Origin of the sequence: Massilia sp. X63, assembly GCF_041023745.1 — a bacterium.
Taxonomy (GTDB): Bacteria; Pseudomonadota; Gammaproteobacteria; order Burkholderiales; family Burkholderiaceae_D; genus Telluria.
The window spans coordinates 44,921-59,999 of the sequence record NZ_JBFTEF010000017.1 but is presented as its reverse complement, the minus strand read 5'-3'; the positions used below and the strand labels follow the sequence as shown (position 1 = coordinate 59,999).

The 15,079-nt window shown below is 66.5% G+C and carries 16 protein-coding genes and 1 pseudogene; 10 read left to right on the top strand and 7 right to left on the bottom strand.

Annotated elements, in window-relative coordinates; translation table 11 throughout:
* The first annotated feature begins 36 nt into the window (after nucleotides 1–36).
* The 5 genes from AB3347_RS23230 to AB3347_RS23210 all read left to right on the top strand — a co-directional run bounded on the left by AB3347_RS23230 (nucleotide 37) and on the right by AB3347_RS23210 (nucleotide 3,450).
* Nucleotides 37–462 carry an organic hydroperoxide resistance protein gene (locus AB3347_RS23230; RefSeq protein ID WP_369094080.1) on the top strand — a complete coding sequence of 142 codons (426 nt, stop codon included), beginning with the start codon at nucleotides 37–39 and terminating at the stop codon, nucleotides 460–462.
* Between the two features lie 597 nt (nucleotides 463–1,059).
* Nucleotides 1,060–2,229, top strand: a complete 1,170-nt coding sequence (locus tag AB3347_RS23225) for an MFS transporter (RefSeq protein ID WP_369094079.1) — start codon at nucleotides 1,060–1,062, stop codon at nucleotides 2,227–2,229.
* 194 nt (nucleotides 2,230–2,423) lie between these two features.
* A complete protein-coding gene (locus AB3347_RS23220; RefSeq protein WP_369094078.1) occupies nucleotides 2,424–3,050 on the top strand; it encodes a DUF4254 domain-containing protein in 627 nt (208 codons plus the stop codon).
* Nucleotides 3,051–3,326, top strand: a complete 276-nt coding sequence (locus AB3347_RS23215; RefSeq protein WP_369094077.1) for a hypothetical protein — start codon at nucleotides 3,051–3,053, stop codon at nucleotides 3,324–3,326.
* Nucleotides 3,319–3,450: a hypothetical protein gene (locus tag AB3347_RS23210; protein ID WP_369094076.1), complete on the top strand. Its 132-nt coding sequence runs from the start codon at nucleotides 3,319–3,321 to the stop codon at nucleotides 3,448–3,450. Before AB3347_RS23215 ends, AB3347_RS23210 begins: the two co-directional genes overlap by 8 nt.
* 95 nt (nucleotides 3,451–3,545) lie before the next feature.
* Here the strand turns inward: AB3347_RS23210 and AB3347_RS23205 are convergent, their stop codons facing one another.
* From AB3347_RS23205 to AB3347_RS23195, 3 genes are read right to left on the bottom strand one after another with little or no spacing between them, the layout of a single operon-like run.
* The gene (locus AB3347_RS23205; RefSeq protein WP_369094075.1) at nucleotides 3,546–4,598 is read right to left on the bottom strand and encodes a glycosyltransferase family 9 protein; all 1,053 of its coding nucleotides are present in this window, start codon (nucleotides 4,596–4,598) and stop codon (nucleotides 3,546–3,548) included.
* Between the two features lie 11 nt (nucleotides 4,599–4,609).
* Nucleotides 4,610–5,977 carry a N,N-dimethylformamidase beta subunit family domain-containing protein gene (locus AB3347_RS23200; protein ID WP_369094074.1) on the bottom strand — a complete coding sequence of 456 codons (1,368 nt, stop codon included), beginning with the start codon at nucleotides 5,975–5,977 and terminating at the stop codon, nucleotides 4,610–4,612.
* On the bottom strand, nucleotides 5,974–6,438 hold the full coding sequence (locus tag AB3347_RS23195; protein WP_369094073.1) for a hypothetical protein: 465 nt from the start codon (nucleotides 6,436–6,438) through the stop codon (nucleotides 5,974–5,976). Before AB3347_RS23195 ends, AB3347_RS23200 begins: the two co-directional genes overlap by 4 nt.
* Nucleotides 6,439–6,634: 196 nt before the next feature.
* Here AB3347_RS23195 and nudC point away from each other — a divergent pair, with 196 nt between their 5' ends.
* Nucleotides 6,635–7,456 (top strand): NAD(+) diphosphatase, encoded by an 822-nt coding sequence (gene nudC / locus AB3347_RS23190; RefSeq protein ID WP_369094072.1) that lies wholly within the window; start codon nucleotides 6,635–6,637, stop codon nucleotides 7,454–7,456.
* 10 nt (nucleotides 7,457–7,466) lie between these two features.
* Here nudC and AB3347_RS23185 read toward each other — a convergent pair whose 3' ends face one another.
* Nucleotides 7,467–8,387 (bottom strand): hypothetical protein, encoded by a 921-nt coding sequence (locus AB3347_RS23185; RefSeq protein ID WP_369094071.1) that lies wholly within the window; start codon nucleotides 8,385–8,387, stop codon nucleotides 7,467–7,469.
* 85 nt (nucleotides 8,388–8,472) lie between these two features.
* On the opposite strand from AB3347_RS23185, the gene folE reads away from it, so the two are divergent.
* The 3 genes and pseudogenes from folE (at nucleotide 8,473) to AB3347_RS23170 (ending at nucleotide 10,215) form a co-directional block, all read left to right on the top strand.
* Complete coding sequence (folE, locus tag AB3347_RS23180) at nucleotides 8,473–9,039, top strand: GTP cyclohydrolase I FolE (protein WP_369094070.1); 567 nt, start codon at nucleotides 8,473–8,475, stop codon at nucleotides 9,037–9,039.
* A 117-nt stretch (nucleotides 9,040–9,156) separates the two neighbouring features.
* Nucleotides 9,157–9,429: pseudogene (locus AB3347_RS23175) on the top strand (transposase); the annotation flags it as partial.
* 180 nt (nucleotides 9,430–9,609) lie between these two features.
* Nucleotides 9,610–10,215 (top strand): phosphatase PAP2 family protein, encoded by a 606-nt coding sequence (locus AB3347_RS23170; protein ID WP_369094069.1) that lies wholly within the window; start codon nucleotides 9,610–9,612, stop codon nucleotides 10,213–10,215.
* Between the two features lie 132 nt (nucleotides 10,216–10,347).
* On the opposite strand, the gene AB3347_RS23165 is transcribed toward AB3347_RS23170, so the two are convergent.
* On the bottom strand, nucleotides 10,348–10,776 hold the full coding sequence (locus AB3347_RS23165) for a hypothetical protein (protein ID WP_369094068.1): 429 nt from the start codon (nucleotides 10,774–10,776) through the stop codon (nucleotides 10,348–10,350).
* Nucleotides 10,777–10,972: 196 nt separating this feature from the next.
* On the opposite strand from AB3347_RS23165, the gene AB3347_RS23160 reads away from it, so the two are divergent.
* Nucleotides 10,973–12,208, top strand: a complete 1,236-nt coding sequence (locus tag AB3347_RS23160; protein WP_369094108.1) for an RtcB family protein — start codon at nucleotides 10,973–10,975, stop codon at nucleotides 12,206–12,208.
* On the opposite strand, the gene AB3347_RS23155 is transcribed toward AB3347_RS23160, so the two are convergent.
* Together AB3347_RS23155 and leuA are read right to left on the bottom strand one after the other, a co-directional pair.
* The gene (locus AB3347_RS23155; RefSeq protein ID WP_369094067.1) at nucleotides 12,198–12,848 is read right to left on the bottom strand and encodes an HAD hydrolase-like protein; all 651 of its coding nucleotides are present in this window, start codon (nucleotides 12,846–12,848) and stop codon (nucleotides 12,198–12,200) included. The genes AB3347_RS23160 and AB3347_RS23155 overlap by 11 nt on opposite strands.
* Before the next feature lie 252 nt (nucleotides 12,849–13,100).
* Nucleotides 13,101–14,780 (bottom strand): 2-isopropylmalate synthase, encoded by a 1,680-nt coding sequence (leuA, locus tag AB3347_RS23150; protein WP_369094066.1) that lies wholly within the window; start codon nucleotides 14,778–14,780, stop codon nucleotides 13,101–13,103.
* Nucleotides 14,781–15,079: the final 299 nt, after the last annotated feature.

Below are 15,079 nucleotides of genomic sequence, written 5' to 3'. Positions count from 1 at the left end.
TGGGCATTGCCCGCCAACCAGCAAAGGAGCATCACCATGGCAATCGACAAAGTCCTCTACCGTGCAAGCGCCACGGCCACCGGCGGCCGCGACGGCCGCGCCGTCTCGTCCGACGGGGCGCTCGACCTCAAGCTGTCGACCCCGAAGGAGCTGGGCGGCGCCGGCGGCGCGGGCAGCAATCCGGAGCAGCTGTTCGCCGCCGGCTATTCGGCCTGCTTCCTGGGCGCCATGAAGTTCGTCGCCGCCCGCGACAAGCTCAAGATCTCGCCGGATGTGTCGGTGCAAGGCAGCGTCGGCATCGGTCCGATCCCGACCGGGTTCGGCATCGAAGTGCTGCTGCAGATCAGCCTGCCGGGCGTGCCGGAAGAAGAAGCGCGCACGCTGATCGAGCGCGCCCATGTGGTCTGCCCGTATTCGAACGCTACGCGCGGCAATATCGACGTCAGCCTGCAGCTCGTGTAAGACAAGGGTCCGGGTTGCCGGGCAGGAAAGCCAGCCATACGGGAGGACTCCGGCATGGCTGGCTTTCTGTTTTTTTGGCAACGCTTTTGATGATTTCTGTTTAAAAGCGGGATCTAAAGGCGGGCTCTTCAATTTAACAATTCATTTAGTGAATAACGGAAATAGATTTCCGGAATAAGAGCGATAAAAGAAAGCTGCCTTATACATGAGAATTGACTGATTAATTATTCCATTTGTGCAAATGGGAGAATGACATGGCACTTATCCTGGCTTGTTTCTTGGTATTTCAATATTGCTTTCGCGGCGCCTTGGCGTTGCGGCAAACAGTGCGACTCGGAAGCATTTGCTTACATTTAGCCGTTTTTAGGCTGCTTAGCGCTCGCATTTGTACGATTTCATGATGGTCTGATAAGGATGTTGTCATATTTGCGTCGACGCAAAACAACGACATCAAATTTTTTTCCGCACGGCAAACAAAAAAATTTAATGGGCTTTAGAATTGCCTCCCATCAGCTTCCTGACGTAACCATTTAACCGATCAGGATTGGCTGGCATTTCTGAAAATTCGCCGAAAAATTTAACAATCCACGTTTCCCGATGCACACTACTGCTTCCGCTCCGCGTTCCAGTTTCCGTTTCCGTTTCAGTTTCGCGCAACCCCAGCAATACGCCCTGCCGGTGGCGTTTGCCCTGTTCGGCCTGGTGATGGGCTCCTGGGCCGGCCGTATCCCGGCCCTGGCCGAAGGCGTGAAGGTCTCGCACTCCGGACTGTCGATGGTCCTCCTGTGCGGCGGTCTCGGCGCACTCCTGTCCTTCCCGATCTCCTCGTTCCTGATGGGACGCTTCGGTGCACGCAAGTCGCTGCTCATGTCCGGCACGGCCCTGCTGGCCGTGCTCGTCTCGATCGGCATGGCGCCCGACGTCGCGCGCCTGATGATGGCGGTGCTGTTGCTGGGCGTTACCGCCAGCGTGTACGACGTGGCGATCAACTCGGCTGCCACCAAGCGTGAGAAGCAGACCGGCAAGTCGGAAATGTCGCGGTTGCACGGGATCAGCTGTGCCGGCGGCCTGGTGGGGGCGACCCTGGGCAGCCTGATGGCCAGCATGAAGATCGCTCCCGTGACGCACTTCCTGATGCTGGTCGGTCCGCTGGCCCTGGTGCTGTGGCTCTCCTTCCGCCTGATGGATGCCGATGGCGTTCCCGAACAGGTCGAGAAGAAGTCGTTTGCGCTGCCGCGCGGCCCGCTGGCGCTGCTGGGCCTGCTGGGCTTCCTGGGCTCGATGACGGAAGGCAGCATTGCCGACTGGAGCGGTGTGTTCCTGAAGCAGCATTTCGGCGCCTCCGACGGCCTGGCGCCGCTGGCCCTGTCGGCCTTCTCGGTGATGATGCTGATGTCGCGCCTGGTCGGCGACAAGCTGAAGATGCGTTTCGGCGCCCAGCGCCTGGTTACCATCGGCTCGCTGGTGGGCGCCAGCGGCCTGATGTTCGCGGTGCTGGCCCCGAGCGCCTACTTCGCCCTGGCGGGTTTCGCGACCGCCGGCCTCGGCCTGGCCCTGCTGTTCCCCTTCGTGTTCAGCGCAGCCGGTACCCAGGGTCCGATGGCCCTGGCCGCCGTCGCCAGCATGGCCTACAGCGGCACCCTGATGGGTCCGCCGGTGATCGGCGCCGTCGCGCATTTCGCCGGCATGCAGGCCGCGATCGGCTACCTCGGCGGCCTGGCGCTGATCATTGCCTTCGTCGCCAGCCGTACCCGCCTGCTGAAGTAATGTTTTCGCCGGCCCAGGCCGGCACCGATCCTCGCACGGCGCAAGCCGGCTTCCAACGCAGACCGCGCCCGGCGCCGTCTGCGTTTTTTTTCGCCAAGACGGCGCCTGTTTGCGCCAGCCCAAGCCGACTGGGCACGGCAAGAACTTCGCCGGGCCTGGCGTCTCCAAGGGGTATGACGACGAACGGAGGTGCCATGTCCAGCACAGTCAATGCGGTTGCGGTGACGCAGTTCCATGATGGCGAGCTGGCCCAGCCCGACTGGCCAAGCCTGCACCGCCTGGCCGAGCTTCCCGGCACGTGGCGCGCCATCGACGCCAACCACCGCTACAACTGCCTGTTGTGGCAAGAAGAAGACCGGGCGCGCCGGATCGACCTCCCGGCCGCCGAGATCGCTACCAGCAAGCGCCTGATCGACCGCTACAACCAGCAGCGCAACGACGCCGTCGAAGCCGTCGACGAAGCCCTGCTTGCCGGGCTCGACGGCATCGAACCCGGCCCCGAGGCCCGGCTCTCGAGCGAAACGCCGGGCGCCATGATCGACCGCCTGTCGATCCTGTCGCTCAAGATCCACCATATGCGCCTGCAGACCGAGCGCAGCGAGGCTGGCCACGCCCACGTGCAGGCATGCAGCGCCCGGCTGCAGCGCCTGATCGCGCAGCGCCACGACCTTGCCGCCTGCCTCGACCAGCTGCTGCGCGAGGCGCGCGCCGGCCAGGCCTACTTCAAGGTCTACCGCCAGTTCAAGAGGTACAACGACCCTGCGCTCAATCCCTACCTGTACGGGCAGGCGGCGGGCGGCGCGGCTCGGGCGGGCGGCTGAATGGCCCTGCCGCGCATCGATGTCCTCGTTCCCAGCTGCGACCGGCCGGCGGCGCTGGCGGTCACGCTGACGGCGATCGGCGCCCAGGATTATCCCGAGCCGCGCATCGTCGTGTCCGACCAGACCGAAGGCGCCAGCGCACTCGCCCAGCCCGAAGTGGTTGCCGTGCTGCGTTACCTGCGTGCGGTCGGGCGGCAGGTCGACACCTGGCACCACCTGCCGCGGCGCGACATGGCGGAGCAGCGCGCCTTCCTGCTGGGAGAGCTTCGTGGATGATATTCCGGTCGAGCAGGTGCTCGGCCTGGCGTTGCCGCTGCTGCAAGGCCGGGGCGAGGGCGAGGGCGAATCAGGCCTGGCCGATGCCGTGCCGGGAGGTCCTGCGGTGTCGGCCTTGCGCTGACCGGCAAGCGCAGCAACGCGGATCGACATGCCGGCGCCGCCACGCGATCGGCAGCCCGACGGCAGTGCGCCGGTCCGTCAGCAGCGCCGTATGCACTACCAGTAGGGCCACATCCCCGCCGCACGTTGTCCGCTCGGTTCCGTTCCCGCGAGCAGGGCGCGCGCGTGCTGGAGGACGACGGCAGCGCGTTCGGCGGCTGGATCCCAGATGCAGCGGTGGCGCAGCCGGTCGGCCGGCGCCCAGCGCGCAATATCCGCCTTGCTGAACACCACCACGCTGTTCAGCCCCAGTCCGGCGGCGATGTGCGAGACGCCGGTGTCGTTGCAGATCAGCAGCCGCGAGCGGCTCATCAGTGCCGCCATGGCGCCGATCGAGATGGGGGCTGCCGCCTCGATCGCCGGGGTGCGCATATGTTCGGCCACCGCACGTGCCAGCGGCGCTTCGTCGGCCGAGCCGGTCAGGACGGTATCGAAGCCGAATTCGTCCTTGAGCTGGTCGGCCACTTCCGCGAAGCGTTCCGGCGGCCAGCATTTGTCGCGCTTGCGCGCGCCCGGGTGGATGCAGATGTAGTGGCCGGGCTCGAGATCGGGCGCCAGCTTGCTGGTCTCGAGTTCGTCGATGTCCTCGCGCCGCAGCGGGAATTCGAGCTGGGCGCCAGTGATCGGTGCGCCCAGCCGGTCTGGCAGGGCCAGCAGCCGTTCCGGTTCCGCACCGTTCTCGGGGTAGGGAACGAATAGCGTCCGGTCGCTCTGGCTGGCCTCGCCACGGGTGAAGCCGGCCATCGTCTTGGCGCCGAAGCCGGCGACCACGTGGTTGGTCACGTCGCCGCTGCCGTGTAGCTGCAGCGCGAGGTCGAATCCGCGCTCGCAGATCGCGGCATAGTAGCCGGTCAGCGCGTCGTGGCGGACCGCCTGTTCGGGCAGCAGCGGGTGGCCCGGGAAGGGGATGAACTCGTTCAGGTAGGCGTCGAAGCGCTGCGCGAACTGTGCGGCCCAGGGCAGGCCAGTCAGCACGATGCCGGCGTCCGGCAAGGCCGCGCGCAGCGCGCGCAGGGCCGGCACGGCACAGAGCATGTCCCCCAACTGGAGGGCGCGGAACACGATCACATGGCGGATATCGTGGCGCTGCAGGAAGGGTCGGCGACTCATGTGTTCTCCATTCAGGTCCGGCATAAACGGTCGAGCACGTTGCGTGTGATGCGTTCGACCCTGCGGTCGCGCCCATCGCCCAGCACCTGGGCCCAGTCGGTCGTGCCTGCTGAGAACACGGTGCCGCCACGCCGGAACATGCCCATTGCCGCCACATGGATGCCTTCGCCGGCGCGGTGGCGCTCGCGCGGCGGCAACTCCTGCCAGCGCTGGTCGAGCGGACAGGCCGCCAGCAGCTGGTAGCCGTCCGGCGTGCCGGCTTCATCGCGCCATGCCGGCAGGGTGGCAATGCCGTCCTGCCCGATGTGATCGACCGGCACGCCGTCGCATTCGTAGCCGGGCAGCGGCGGCCAGGTGTCGGCGCCGAGCGCATCGCCCCGGCCCAGGCCGGTACCGGCGAAAGTCCAGTGGTCGGGCTGCTGGACGATGAAGCCGCGGGTCTCGCGCGGGCCGTCCCACCAGCCGCCGCCATGGCGGTCGCTCGCGCCGCTCAGGGCGTCTTCCGGCCGTCCGGCGCCGCTGGCGGGCCACCAGTGATCCCAGGCGCCGTGCTTGCCGCCCTGGTGGCACACCATGGCTGTCGCGTCGTCGACCAGGTGGGTGCGCCACCAGCACAGGTTGGCGCCGAACAGCGCCAGGTTGCCGCCATCGGCCACGAAGTCTTCCACCGCGTTGCGCGTGTCCTCGGTCCAGTATTCGTCGTGGCCGACGCTGATCAGGAGCCGGTAGTCGTGCAGCAGGGACGGCTGCGCGTGGATGTCGAGGTCGGTGCAGAAATCGGCCGCATAGCCGGTGCGCGCGAGCCAGCGGATGAAGCGTGCGTCCCAGTGGGCAAAGGTCTGGCGTGGCGAGCGCAGGTCGTAGTGGTCGGCGGCGCCCCAGGTGGCGCCGCCGATGCCGCCGCCCGGCCTGCGCAGCGACACGCGCGCGCCGGGCGGTTGCGCCGAACGGGGCGGATTGGCATAGAAGCAGCCGCCGCCGGAGCAGTTATAGGCATGCCAGGTAGCGACCGGCAGCTTGTAGAGGATCGGCTTGCTGGCCCGGGCGCGCACGACGAACAGGGCGGCCGCGGAATCGGCGGACAGGCGCAGCTCGCCGCCGCGCGGCGTTTCGAGGTGGATCAGGTAGACCCCCGACGGCCAGTCGTGTCCTGTTTCGATCGGGTAGGGCGGCCATTGCCAGTCTTCGTCGGCGCGGCCTTCTGGCAGGTGTTCGGCGTGCAGCCAGCCGCCGCGCTGCGCACCATCCACCCGTACGGGCACCAGCCCGTGCTCCCAGCGGTAGATGGCGATGCGAAAGCGCAGTTCGTCGCCCGAGACGTGCAGGTTCAGGGTATCGCCTTCCTGCACGCTCGGGCGCCCGGGATAGGCATGGATCATGCCGGCAGCTCCGGTTCGCTGCGCTTGGTAACGAGGAAGGGCGGGATGGCCAGTGCGTGCAGGGGCATCCGCCGGAAGGCGGCGACGGCCTCGAAGGGCGTCTCGACGATGGGCTCGTCCTTGCCGTTGACGCTGTACAGGTGCGCCAGGTGGTGCGAGATGCGCGCGCGCCGGCTGCCGTGGGCCAGCGTCAGCGTGGCGGCAAGTTCTTCCTCGTACGCGGGCAGGCTGCGGATTTCTTCGTCGGACGAAAAGCATTCGACCACGATGTCGATCGGACGCTCGAGCCCGGGCAGCCGGGGCAGGTAGTGCTCGCGCAGGTCGCCGGGCTTGCCCCAGTGGTGCTTGTGGCGCGTGAGCCGTTCTTTCTGGATGGCCCAGTCCAGGTGCGAGCCGTGCATGAGGCAGATGCTGGCGTCCTGGGTCCGGTTAATGCCAAGCACAACTGGGGTATCGTCCATCGTGTTCTCCTTGTTCGGGTCCGATGCAGCGAAGAGCCCAACTTGGAGCCTGATGAGCAGCGATTAGTTCACTCCGTTTGCGGGAATCTGCACGCCGCATCAGCGCAGAGGAAAAGCCTTCATGCGGGTGGAAGAACGCTGGCGCGAAAGGCGGTATGATCGGGTCATTGTCCTGTTCGTCCACATGCATCCAACCATGCTCCAGACCCCTGTTTCCTTCCTCCCGCTGTTCGCACCCCGCCCCGATCCGGCGCCCCTGAGTTTCCTGTTCCACGGCGGCAGGCTGCTGGTGCGCGAGCACGACCTGGCGCTGCCCGACGCCGCCACGCTCGACCGGCTCGAGGTCGACCGCGAGCGCCTGCAGCCGCTCGGCCTGTATGGCGAGCGCTACTGCGAGGCCGGCTGGTTCGACAGCGAACCCGCGCTGCCGCCGGGCTATGCCTTGCGCGGCCTGCGCTCGCTGTTCGCGGAAATGGACGAGGCCCTGCTGGGCCTGGCGGCACGCGCCGCCCAGGTCGCGGAATGGGCGCGCACCCACCGCTTCTGCGGGGCCTGCGGCAGCGGCACCGTGCTGGCCGCCGGCGAGCGCTGCTACAAGTGCGTGCAGTGCGGCCACATGGCCTACCCGCGCATCTCGCCGGCCATGATGGTGCTGATCAAGAAGGGCGACAGCGTGCTGCTGGCCATGCACCTGGCCTCGCCGACCAAGCGCTTCGTGCCGCTGGCCGGCTTCCTGGAGGCCGGCGAGTCGGTGGAGGAGGCGATCCACCGCGAGGTCTACGAAGAGGTGGGGCTGCGGGTGCACAACCTGCGCTATTTCGCGAGCCAGTCCTGGCCCTTCCCGCATTCGCTGATGCTGGCCTTTACGGCCGACTACCTGGATGGAGAAATCAAGGTGGACACGTCGGAAATTTCCGAGGCGCGCTGGTTCGGGCCGGACGACGAGTGGCCCGAACGGGTGCCGCACATGTCGGTGTCCAGCGTGCTGGTCGACGCGCACCGCCCGCCGGGACGCTGAGTACGCAGGTTCAGGACTGCGCCGGCAGGTTCTCCGGCGTGCTGCGCAGCGCGGCCTGCGGCTGGGCCTGGGGCTTGGCCCCGGTGCTGCGCAGCTGGACCGCGCGCTGCAGCAGGTCGAACCAGAACGGCGCGCCGAACAGGGTGGTGCCGGCGGTGATCATCCAGCCCGCCGCCTGCAGTGCGAAGGCGCTGTCGAGATGCGGCGGGAAGCTGCTCCAGCCGATCGGCATGGCCCACAGCTGGCGCAGGGCTTCGGCGTCGAGCGCCGTCGGGGCCGCCTTGATCTGCGCCGCCAGCGCCGGGTTCTGCCACAACGTCTGGAACAGGTGGATGCTGTCGATGTTGAGCAGGATGGTGAGCAGCAGCGCCAGCAGGAAGGAAATCAGGAGCTGGCGCCGCTTGTAGACGCCGGACAGGCGCTCCATGGCGCTGTTGAACCACCCGGCGACGCCTTCCTGGAAGCGCAGCAGGTCGCCGCTGGACTGGCGGTACAGCGCCAGCAGTACGCGTTTCACCTGCTCGTCGGGCAGGGCCTCGATTGCCGCCTGCAGCGGAATGGCCGGGTTGCTGCGCAGCGAATCGAGCAGCGCGATCGCGAAGTGCGCCGGTTCGATGTACGATGGCCGCACTGAAAGCGGACGCCTGCCGTGCGCGCTGCCGTGCGGATTGACCAGCGGATGGTCGTACAGGCTCTGCGCCAGCGCCTCGCAGCGCGGATCGTCCAGCATGCGCTTGATGGCGTCGAGCAGCATGTTGGCGCGCAGGCTGAAGGCCGCCGCCAGCGCCTCCTGCAAGGTACTGACGACCAGCGCCAGGGTGCCGTAGCAAAATGTCAGGCCGATGGCGACTTCGAGGACCGTGCTGCCGAACATGGCGATCTCCCAGGACAGGACCACCTGCCACCTTACCTGTCCCGTTTTTGAATACATTATCTTTGCTCAACAAGCTGGCAGCGCCCGGTACCCTGCGCGCATTTTCTATATACTTGCGGCAATCGATTTTTTAAGGTTCACCATGTCTGACAAAGAAGCTTTCACCGAGCACGACTGGCGCCGCCTTCTGGCCAGCCTGGGCGAGGATCCTGAACGTCCGGGCCTGCAGGAGACGCCGCATCGCGTGGCGAAGGCCTGGAAACACTGGACCTCGGGCTATGACCAGGATCCGGTCGAAGTGCTCAAGGCCTTCGAGGATGGCGCCGAGGAATACAACGAACTGATCGTGGTGCGCGGCATCCCGGTCTACAGCCACTGCGAGCACCACCTGGCGCCCTTCTTCGGCAAGGCCACGGTCGGCTACCTGCCGAACGGAAAGATCGTCGGCCTGTCGAAGCTGACCCGACTGGTCGACATCTTCTCCAAGCGCCTGCAGGTGCAGGAACGCATGACGATCCAGATCGCCAACGCGCTGATGGAAGTGCTGGAACCGAAGGCGGTGGGCGTGGTCGTCAAGTGCCGCCACATGTGCATGGAAAGCCGCGGCATCCGCGCCATCGGCGAGGAAACCATCACCTCGGCCCTGCTGGGCGAACTGCAGCCGAACCTGGCGCTGCGCACCGAGTTCCTCGCGCTCGCGCGCGACTAGGCCTTCCGGCCGGCTGGCCGAGGGCTTTCAAAGGGCCGGGCCGTCGCATGATGGCCGGGCCTGCCTTGGAACCTGTTCCGGATCGCCCACCTCCAAGTTATTTTTGGAGGGCGCGCCATGGAACGTCCGGCCTATCCCAGCGACATTTCTCGCGAGCAATTTGAGTCCGTACGTGGGCTGCTGGAAGCGGCGCGCCGCAAGACCCGCCCGCGCAAGCACGACCTGTACGATGTGTTCTGCGCAGTCCTGTATTTCCTCCATACCGGCGCCACCTGGCGCAGCATGCCGCCGGGTTTCCCGCCCTGGCGGACCGTGCACGAGTATTTCACCCAGTGGACCATGCTGCGCGACGGCGACCGCACCCTGCTGGAAAGCGTGCTCGAGCGATCTGGGCGCGAGGTGGAGCTGAATCAGTTGCGACGCCTGCTCAATCGTCGTTGAGCTGGGGCAGCCGTGCGCCGGATCGACACACGTTTGTCACAATCTGTTGCATTTCTCGAAATGTGCGGCGGCTGAGCTCGGCTAAGCTAAGAGAAAAATTATCAATTTTTTATCTTTTGAGCCGGCGCCATGTTCGAGCACCTGAACCTTATTCTGTTTTCGACCCTCAACGCCCATGCCGGACTCACCGGTTGGCAACTGGTGGGCGCCGTGTTCGCGGCCCAGTGGCTGATCTTCCTGGTGCCGCTGTCGCTGGTCATGCTGTGGCTCGGAGGCGGCCCGGGACGCGAGGTCGCGCTGCGCGCCTTTATCGCAGCGGCCTGCGCGCTCACCCTGAACGGGCTGATCGGCCATTTCTGGTACAGCCCGCGCCCCTTCGTCCTCGAGATCGGCCAGACCTTCCTGCTGCATGACGCGGACAGCTCGTTCCCAAGCGACCATGCCACCAGTATCTTCTCGGTGGCCCTGGTGCTGGCCTTCAGCCAGGTGCAGGAGGCGCGCCGGATCGGATGGCTGCTTCTGCCGCTGGCCCTGGTGGTGGCCTGGTCGCGCGTCTACCTGGGCGTGCACTGGCCCAAGGACATGGCCGGTGCGCTGGTGGTATCGGCAGCGATGGCGTGGCTGGTGCAGACGCCGGCGCTGCGGGCCGCCTGCGCACAGTTGCTGCCGTTGATGGAAAGCGTGTACCGCCGCGTGCTGGCGGTGCCGATCGGGCGCGGCTGGCTGCGTCCCTGATCGGCGTCCGGGTAGGTCAGCGCGGCCGGCAACGCAGCGGTCGCGACCTGCGCCGGTGCGGGGGAATCCAACGCACGCAGGAAGCGTGGACGGGCTCCTGCGCCGGCCGCGCTCTCCTACGTTGCCCTGTCCTTACTCTGCGCCGGGCGCCGCCGGGGCTTCGAACACCAGCTTGTCGTGCTCGCCGAGGTGGAAGCTGCCCAGTGCCTGGCCGGTGACGGCTTTCGCTTCCGGCGCCTCCAGTTCGATGCACGACTGGGTGTCGACCTGCCACACATCCTCGCCCGAGCGCAGCGTGTACACGTTGGGTCCGCTCGCGAACAGTTCGATCTCCAGTCCCGACAGGGACACCTCGCCCAGGTCCATCTGGCGCTGGCAGTCCGGCAGCCGGGCGGCGGTCAGGCGCAGCGTCGCATGCTTGCTCCAGAAATAATCCTGTACCACGCGCAGTGTGAGTGCGTGCTCCTTTCCCTCGATCTGGTAGCTGGCCGAGTCGTTGACGCAGCCGGCCAGCAGCAGCGGGGCGAACAAGGGGACGAGCAGCATAAGGGGCTTGCGCATGGTGGTTCCGTGGTCAATTGATGCATGAGTGCATGACCTGACGGAGTATAGAAGGGGCATGGTGCCGGCGCAACCGTGGCCGGGGCATCAGCATTCCGTGCCCAGGCTCGGCGTGCCGATCGCGCACCTGATTCGAAGCGCGCAGCAGCCTTTGTGGATTTGCGCGAAGATAGGTCGCATGAAACAGCATCACACCATGACGCCATCGGGCATCGAACTGCTCTCGCCGCAGGGCGGCAAGCTGGTCAAGATGTGGACGCAGGGCGTCCCGGTCGAGCCGGCAGCGAAAGAACAGCTGGAAAAGCTGGCGCAATTGCCTTTCGTGTTCCATCACGTCGCCGTGATGCCGGACGTACATGTCGGCAAGGGCTCGACCATCGGCAGCGTGATCCCGACCCTGGGTGCGGTGATTCCCGCGGCGGTCGGGGTGGACATCGGCTGCGGCATGATGGCCGCCAAGACCAGCTTGCGCGCGGCCGACCTGCCCGACAACCTGTCCGGCCTGCGCAGCGCCATCGAGCAGGCGGTACCGCACGGCATGTCGCCCAAGACGCGCAACCACAAGGGCCGCGACCTCGGCTCCTGGAACACGCCGCCGCCGCCGGTCGATGCCGGCTGGGCCAGGCTCAAGGGCGAGTTCGACGCCATCTGCCGCAAGTACCCCAGGCTGCGCGGCACCAACCACCACAAGCACCTTGGCACCCTGGGCAGCGGCAATCACTTCGTCGAAGTCTGCCTGGACGAAGAGGGCTTCGTCTGGGTGATGCTGCACTCCGGCTCGCGCGGCGTCGGCAATGCCATCGGCACCCACTTCATCGAGCTGGCGCGCCAGGACATGCGGCGCCACATGGTCAACCTGCCGGACCAGGACCTGGCCTATCTCGAAGAAGGCACCGAGCACTACGACGACTACGTCGAAGCGGTCGGCTGGGCGCAGAAGTTCGCGCGCATCAACCGCGAAGTGATGATGCACAACGTGATCCGCGCGATGCGCGAGGTGATCCCGAAACCCTTCGAGACGCATGTGGAAGCCGTCAATTGCCATCACAACTATGTGCAGAAAGAGAAGCACTTCGGCAAGGACGTGTTCGTGACGCGCAAGGGCGCGGTATCGGCGCGTGAGGGCGAGCTCGGCATCATTCCGGGTTCGATGGGTGCGAAGAGTTTTATCGTGCGCGGCAAGGGCAACCCCGAAAGTTTCAACAGCTGCAGCCACGGCGCCGGGCGCGTGATGAGCCGCACCGAGGCCAAGCGCCGCTTCACCAAGGCCGATGCCGAACGCGCGACGCAGGGCGTGGAATGCCGCAAGGACGAAGGCGTGATCGACGAGATCCCGATGGCCTACAAGGACATCGAGGCCGTCATGCATGCGCAGCGCGACCTGGTCGAGGTGGTGCACACCCTCAAGCAGGTGGTCTGCGTCAAGGGTTAGTAGCCGGCGGGGGCGGATGCAGGATGTGCAGCAGCTCGGCCGGCGTGCCGAACTCGCGGTCCGGCGCCACCCGCCGCAGCGCCTCGATCGGCGCATAGCCCCAGCTCACCGCACCGAAGGCCACGCCGGCACGGCGTGCGGCTTCGCCGTCCAGCCCCTGGTCGCCCACGTACAGCGCATGCGCCGCCGGCACCGCCGCGCGCCTGACCACCTTGCGGATCCGCCCGGCCTTGCCGAACACCGACATCCCGCATTCGTAGTGCCCGAACAGGGCGCTCAGCTGCGGGCCCAGCACCAGCCGCACGTTCTGTTCCGAATTCGACGAGACGATCGCCAGGCGCACGCCGGCGCGGTCGAGCCCGTGCAGCGCTTCCTGGACGCCGTCGAACAGCGGAATGCGCGCCGCGTTCTCGCGCATCAGCCCGATGAAGCTGCGCGAGGCCAGCGGCAGCTTCCAGGCCGGCATGCCGACCTGGCGCATGATGCTGCGGGTATCGTGGTGGCGCAGGTCCTGGGCCTGCGCCGCGCTCACGCGCCGGAAGCCGTGCAGGTCGGCGATCTGGTTGAACACGCTGATGAAGAAGGGGAAGGAATCGGCCAGCGTGCCGTCGAAGTCGAAAATGGCGAGACGGTAAGACATGGGCGCGGGCGCTTGCGATGACAATGCGGCCGATTATAGTCCTTGTCCATCGGGCGCTCCCGCGTTGACAGCGCCCGGATTATCAGGCTTGGAAAGACGGTATTGTTACGATTTATTCAACAATCGCGCCAAGCCGTCCACGGCGCTTCAGCAGAGCCCCGCTGCGCCCATCGTGCAGGAACGGGACGTTAAAGCAACGGTTGTCCTTGCGCAGGAACAAGGCCGGCGGCTGTCCGCGCCGGCCGCGCACCGTCAGGCGGCGATCGCCGTGTCGGCGCTGCCGGCGATGGCGACATGCCGGTTCACCGCTGACAGCACCGCGCGGAACGAGGCCGTCACGATATTGCTGTCGATGCCGACGCCGAACAGGGTCTGGCCGCTGCCCACCCGCAGTTCGACGTAGCAGGCGGCGCGCGCATCGGCGCCGCGGCCGATCGCATGCTCGTGGTAGTCCATCACGCGGATGTCCAGGCCGAGCGCGTTCACGAAGGCATCGATCGGACCGTTGCCGCTGCCGGCCAGCGCCTGCGGCACGTGGCGGTGCCTGACGTCCAGCGCGATCTGCACGCCGTGCGCGGAATCCTCCGTCATGCGGTGGGCCACGTAAGCGTAGGGAGTGTCCTGTTCCAGGTACTCGCGCGCGAACAGCGCGTGGATGCTTGCTGCGGCGATCTCGCGGCCGGTCTCGTCGGCCATGCGCTGCACCGCGCGCGAGAACTCGATCTGCAGGCGGCGCGGCAGCTCCAGGCCGTATTCCTGCGCCAGCAGGTAGGCCATGCCGCCCTTGCCGGACTGGCTGTTGACGCGGATGACGGCGTCGTAGCTGCGTCCCAGGTCGGCCGGGTCGATCGGCAGGTAGGGTACTTCCCAGATGCCGTCCGCCTTCTGCACCGCGAAGCCCTTCTTGATGGCGTCCTGGTGCGAGCCCGAGAAGGCGGTGAACACCAGGTCGCCGGCATACGGATGACGCGGGTGCACCGGCAGCTGGTTGCACTCTTCCACCAGCTGGCGCACGGCGTCGATGTCCGAGAAGTCCAGGCCCGGGTCGATGCCCTGGGTGTAGAGGTTCATGGCCAGGGTCACCAGGTCGACGTTGCCGGTGCGCTCGCCGTTGCCGAACAGGCAGCCCTCGACCCGGTCGGCGCCGGCCATCACGGCCAGTTCGGCCGCCGCCACGGCAGTGCCGCGGTCGTTGTGCGGGTGCACGCTGATGACCAGCGATTCGCGGCGCTCCAGGTGGCGGCACATCCACTCGATCTGGTCGGCATAGACGTTGGGCGTGCTCGCTTCCACGGTGGAAGGCAGGTTGACGATCATCGGGTTGGCGGGCGTCGGCTGCCACACGGCGCTCACGGCATCCACGATCTGCTTCGAGAAATCGAGCTCGGTGGTGGAGAAGGATTCCGGGGAATACTCCAGGCCCCACTGGGTCTGCGGATGCTGCGCCACCAGTTCCTTGATCAGCTGCGTGCCCTTGACGGCGATCTGCACGATCTCTTCGCGCTCCATGCCGAACACCACGCGGCGGAACACCGGCGCCACCGAGTTGTACACGTGGACGATGGCGCGCTTGGCGCCCACCGCCGATTCCACGGTGCGGCGGATCAGCTCCTCGCGCGCCTGGGTCAGCACGATGATGCTCACGTCGTCGGGAATGCGGTTTTCCTCGACCAGCATGCGCACGAAGTCGAAGTCGGTCTGCGAAGCGGACGGGAAGCCGACCTCGATTTCCTTGATGCCGATTTTTACCAGCATCTCGAAGAAACGCAGCTTCTTCTCCGGGCTCATCGGCTCGATCAGGGCCTGGTTACCGTCGCGCAGGTCGGTGCTCATCCAGACCGGCGGGCGTGTGATGGCGCGGCTCGGCCATTGGCGATCAGGCAGCTGGACGGCGGGGAAGGGACGGTATTTGGCGGCGGGGTTCTTCAGCATTGCATTTCTCCTGGTTGCGTGACACGACTGGCCCTGGGGGCGGTGGTGTGGCGGCAGGCTGCCGGACGGGCCACGAACGCTAGGCCCGGCAACCGGTCGGTAGTTTTAGCAGCAGGCGAAAGCGGGCGCGCGCGCCGACCGCCAGCAGGGTGCTGGTGGCGAAGAACGACGGAGTGTGGAGCGGAATCTGGAACATCGGTACAACTTTCCTGAAGCTTGCTGGGCCGGCCGGGAAGCCGGGGCATACGGCGTGGTTTACGCGCGTAGTAGCAGGGCTGCCGGCGATAGCGCGCCGGCGG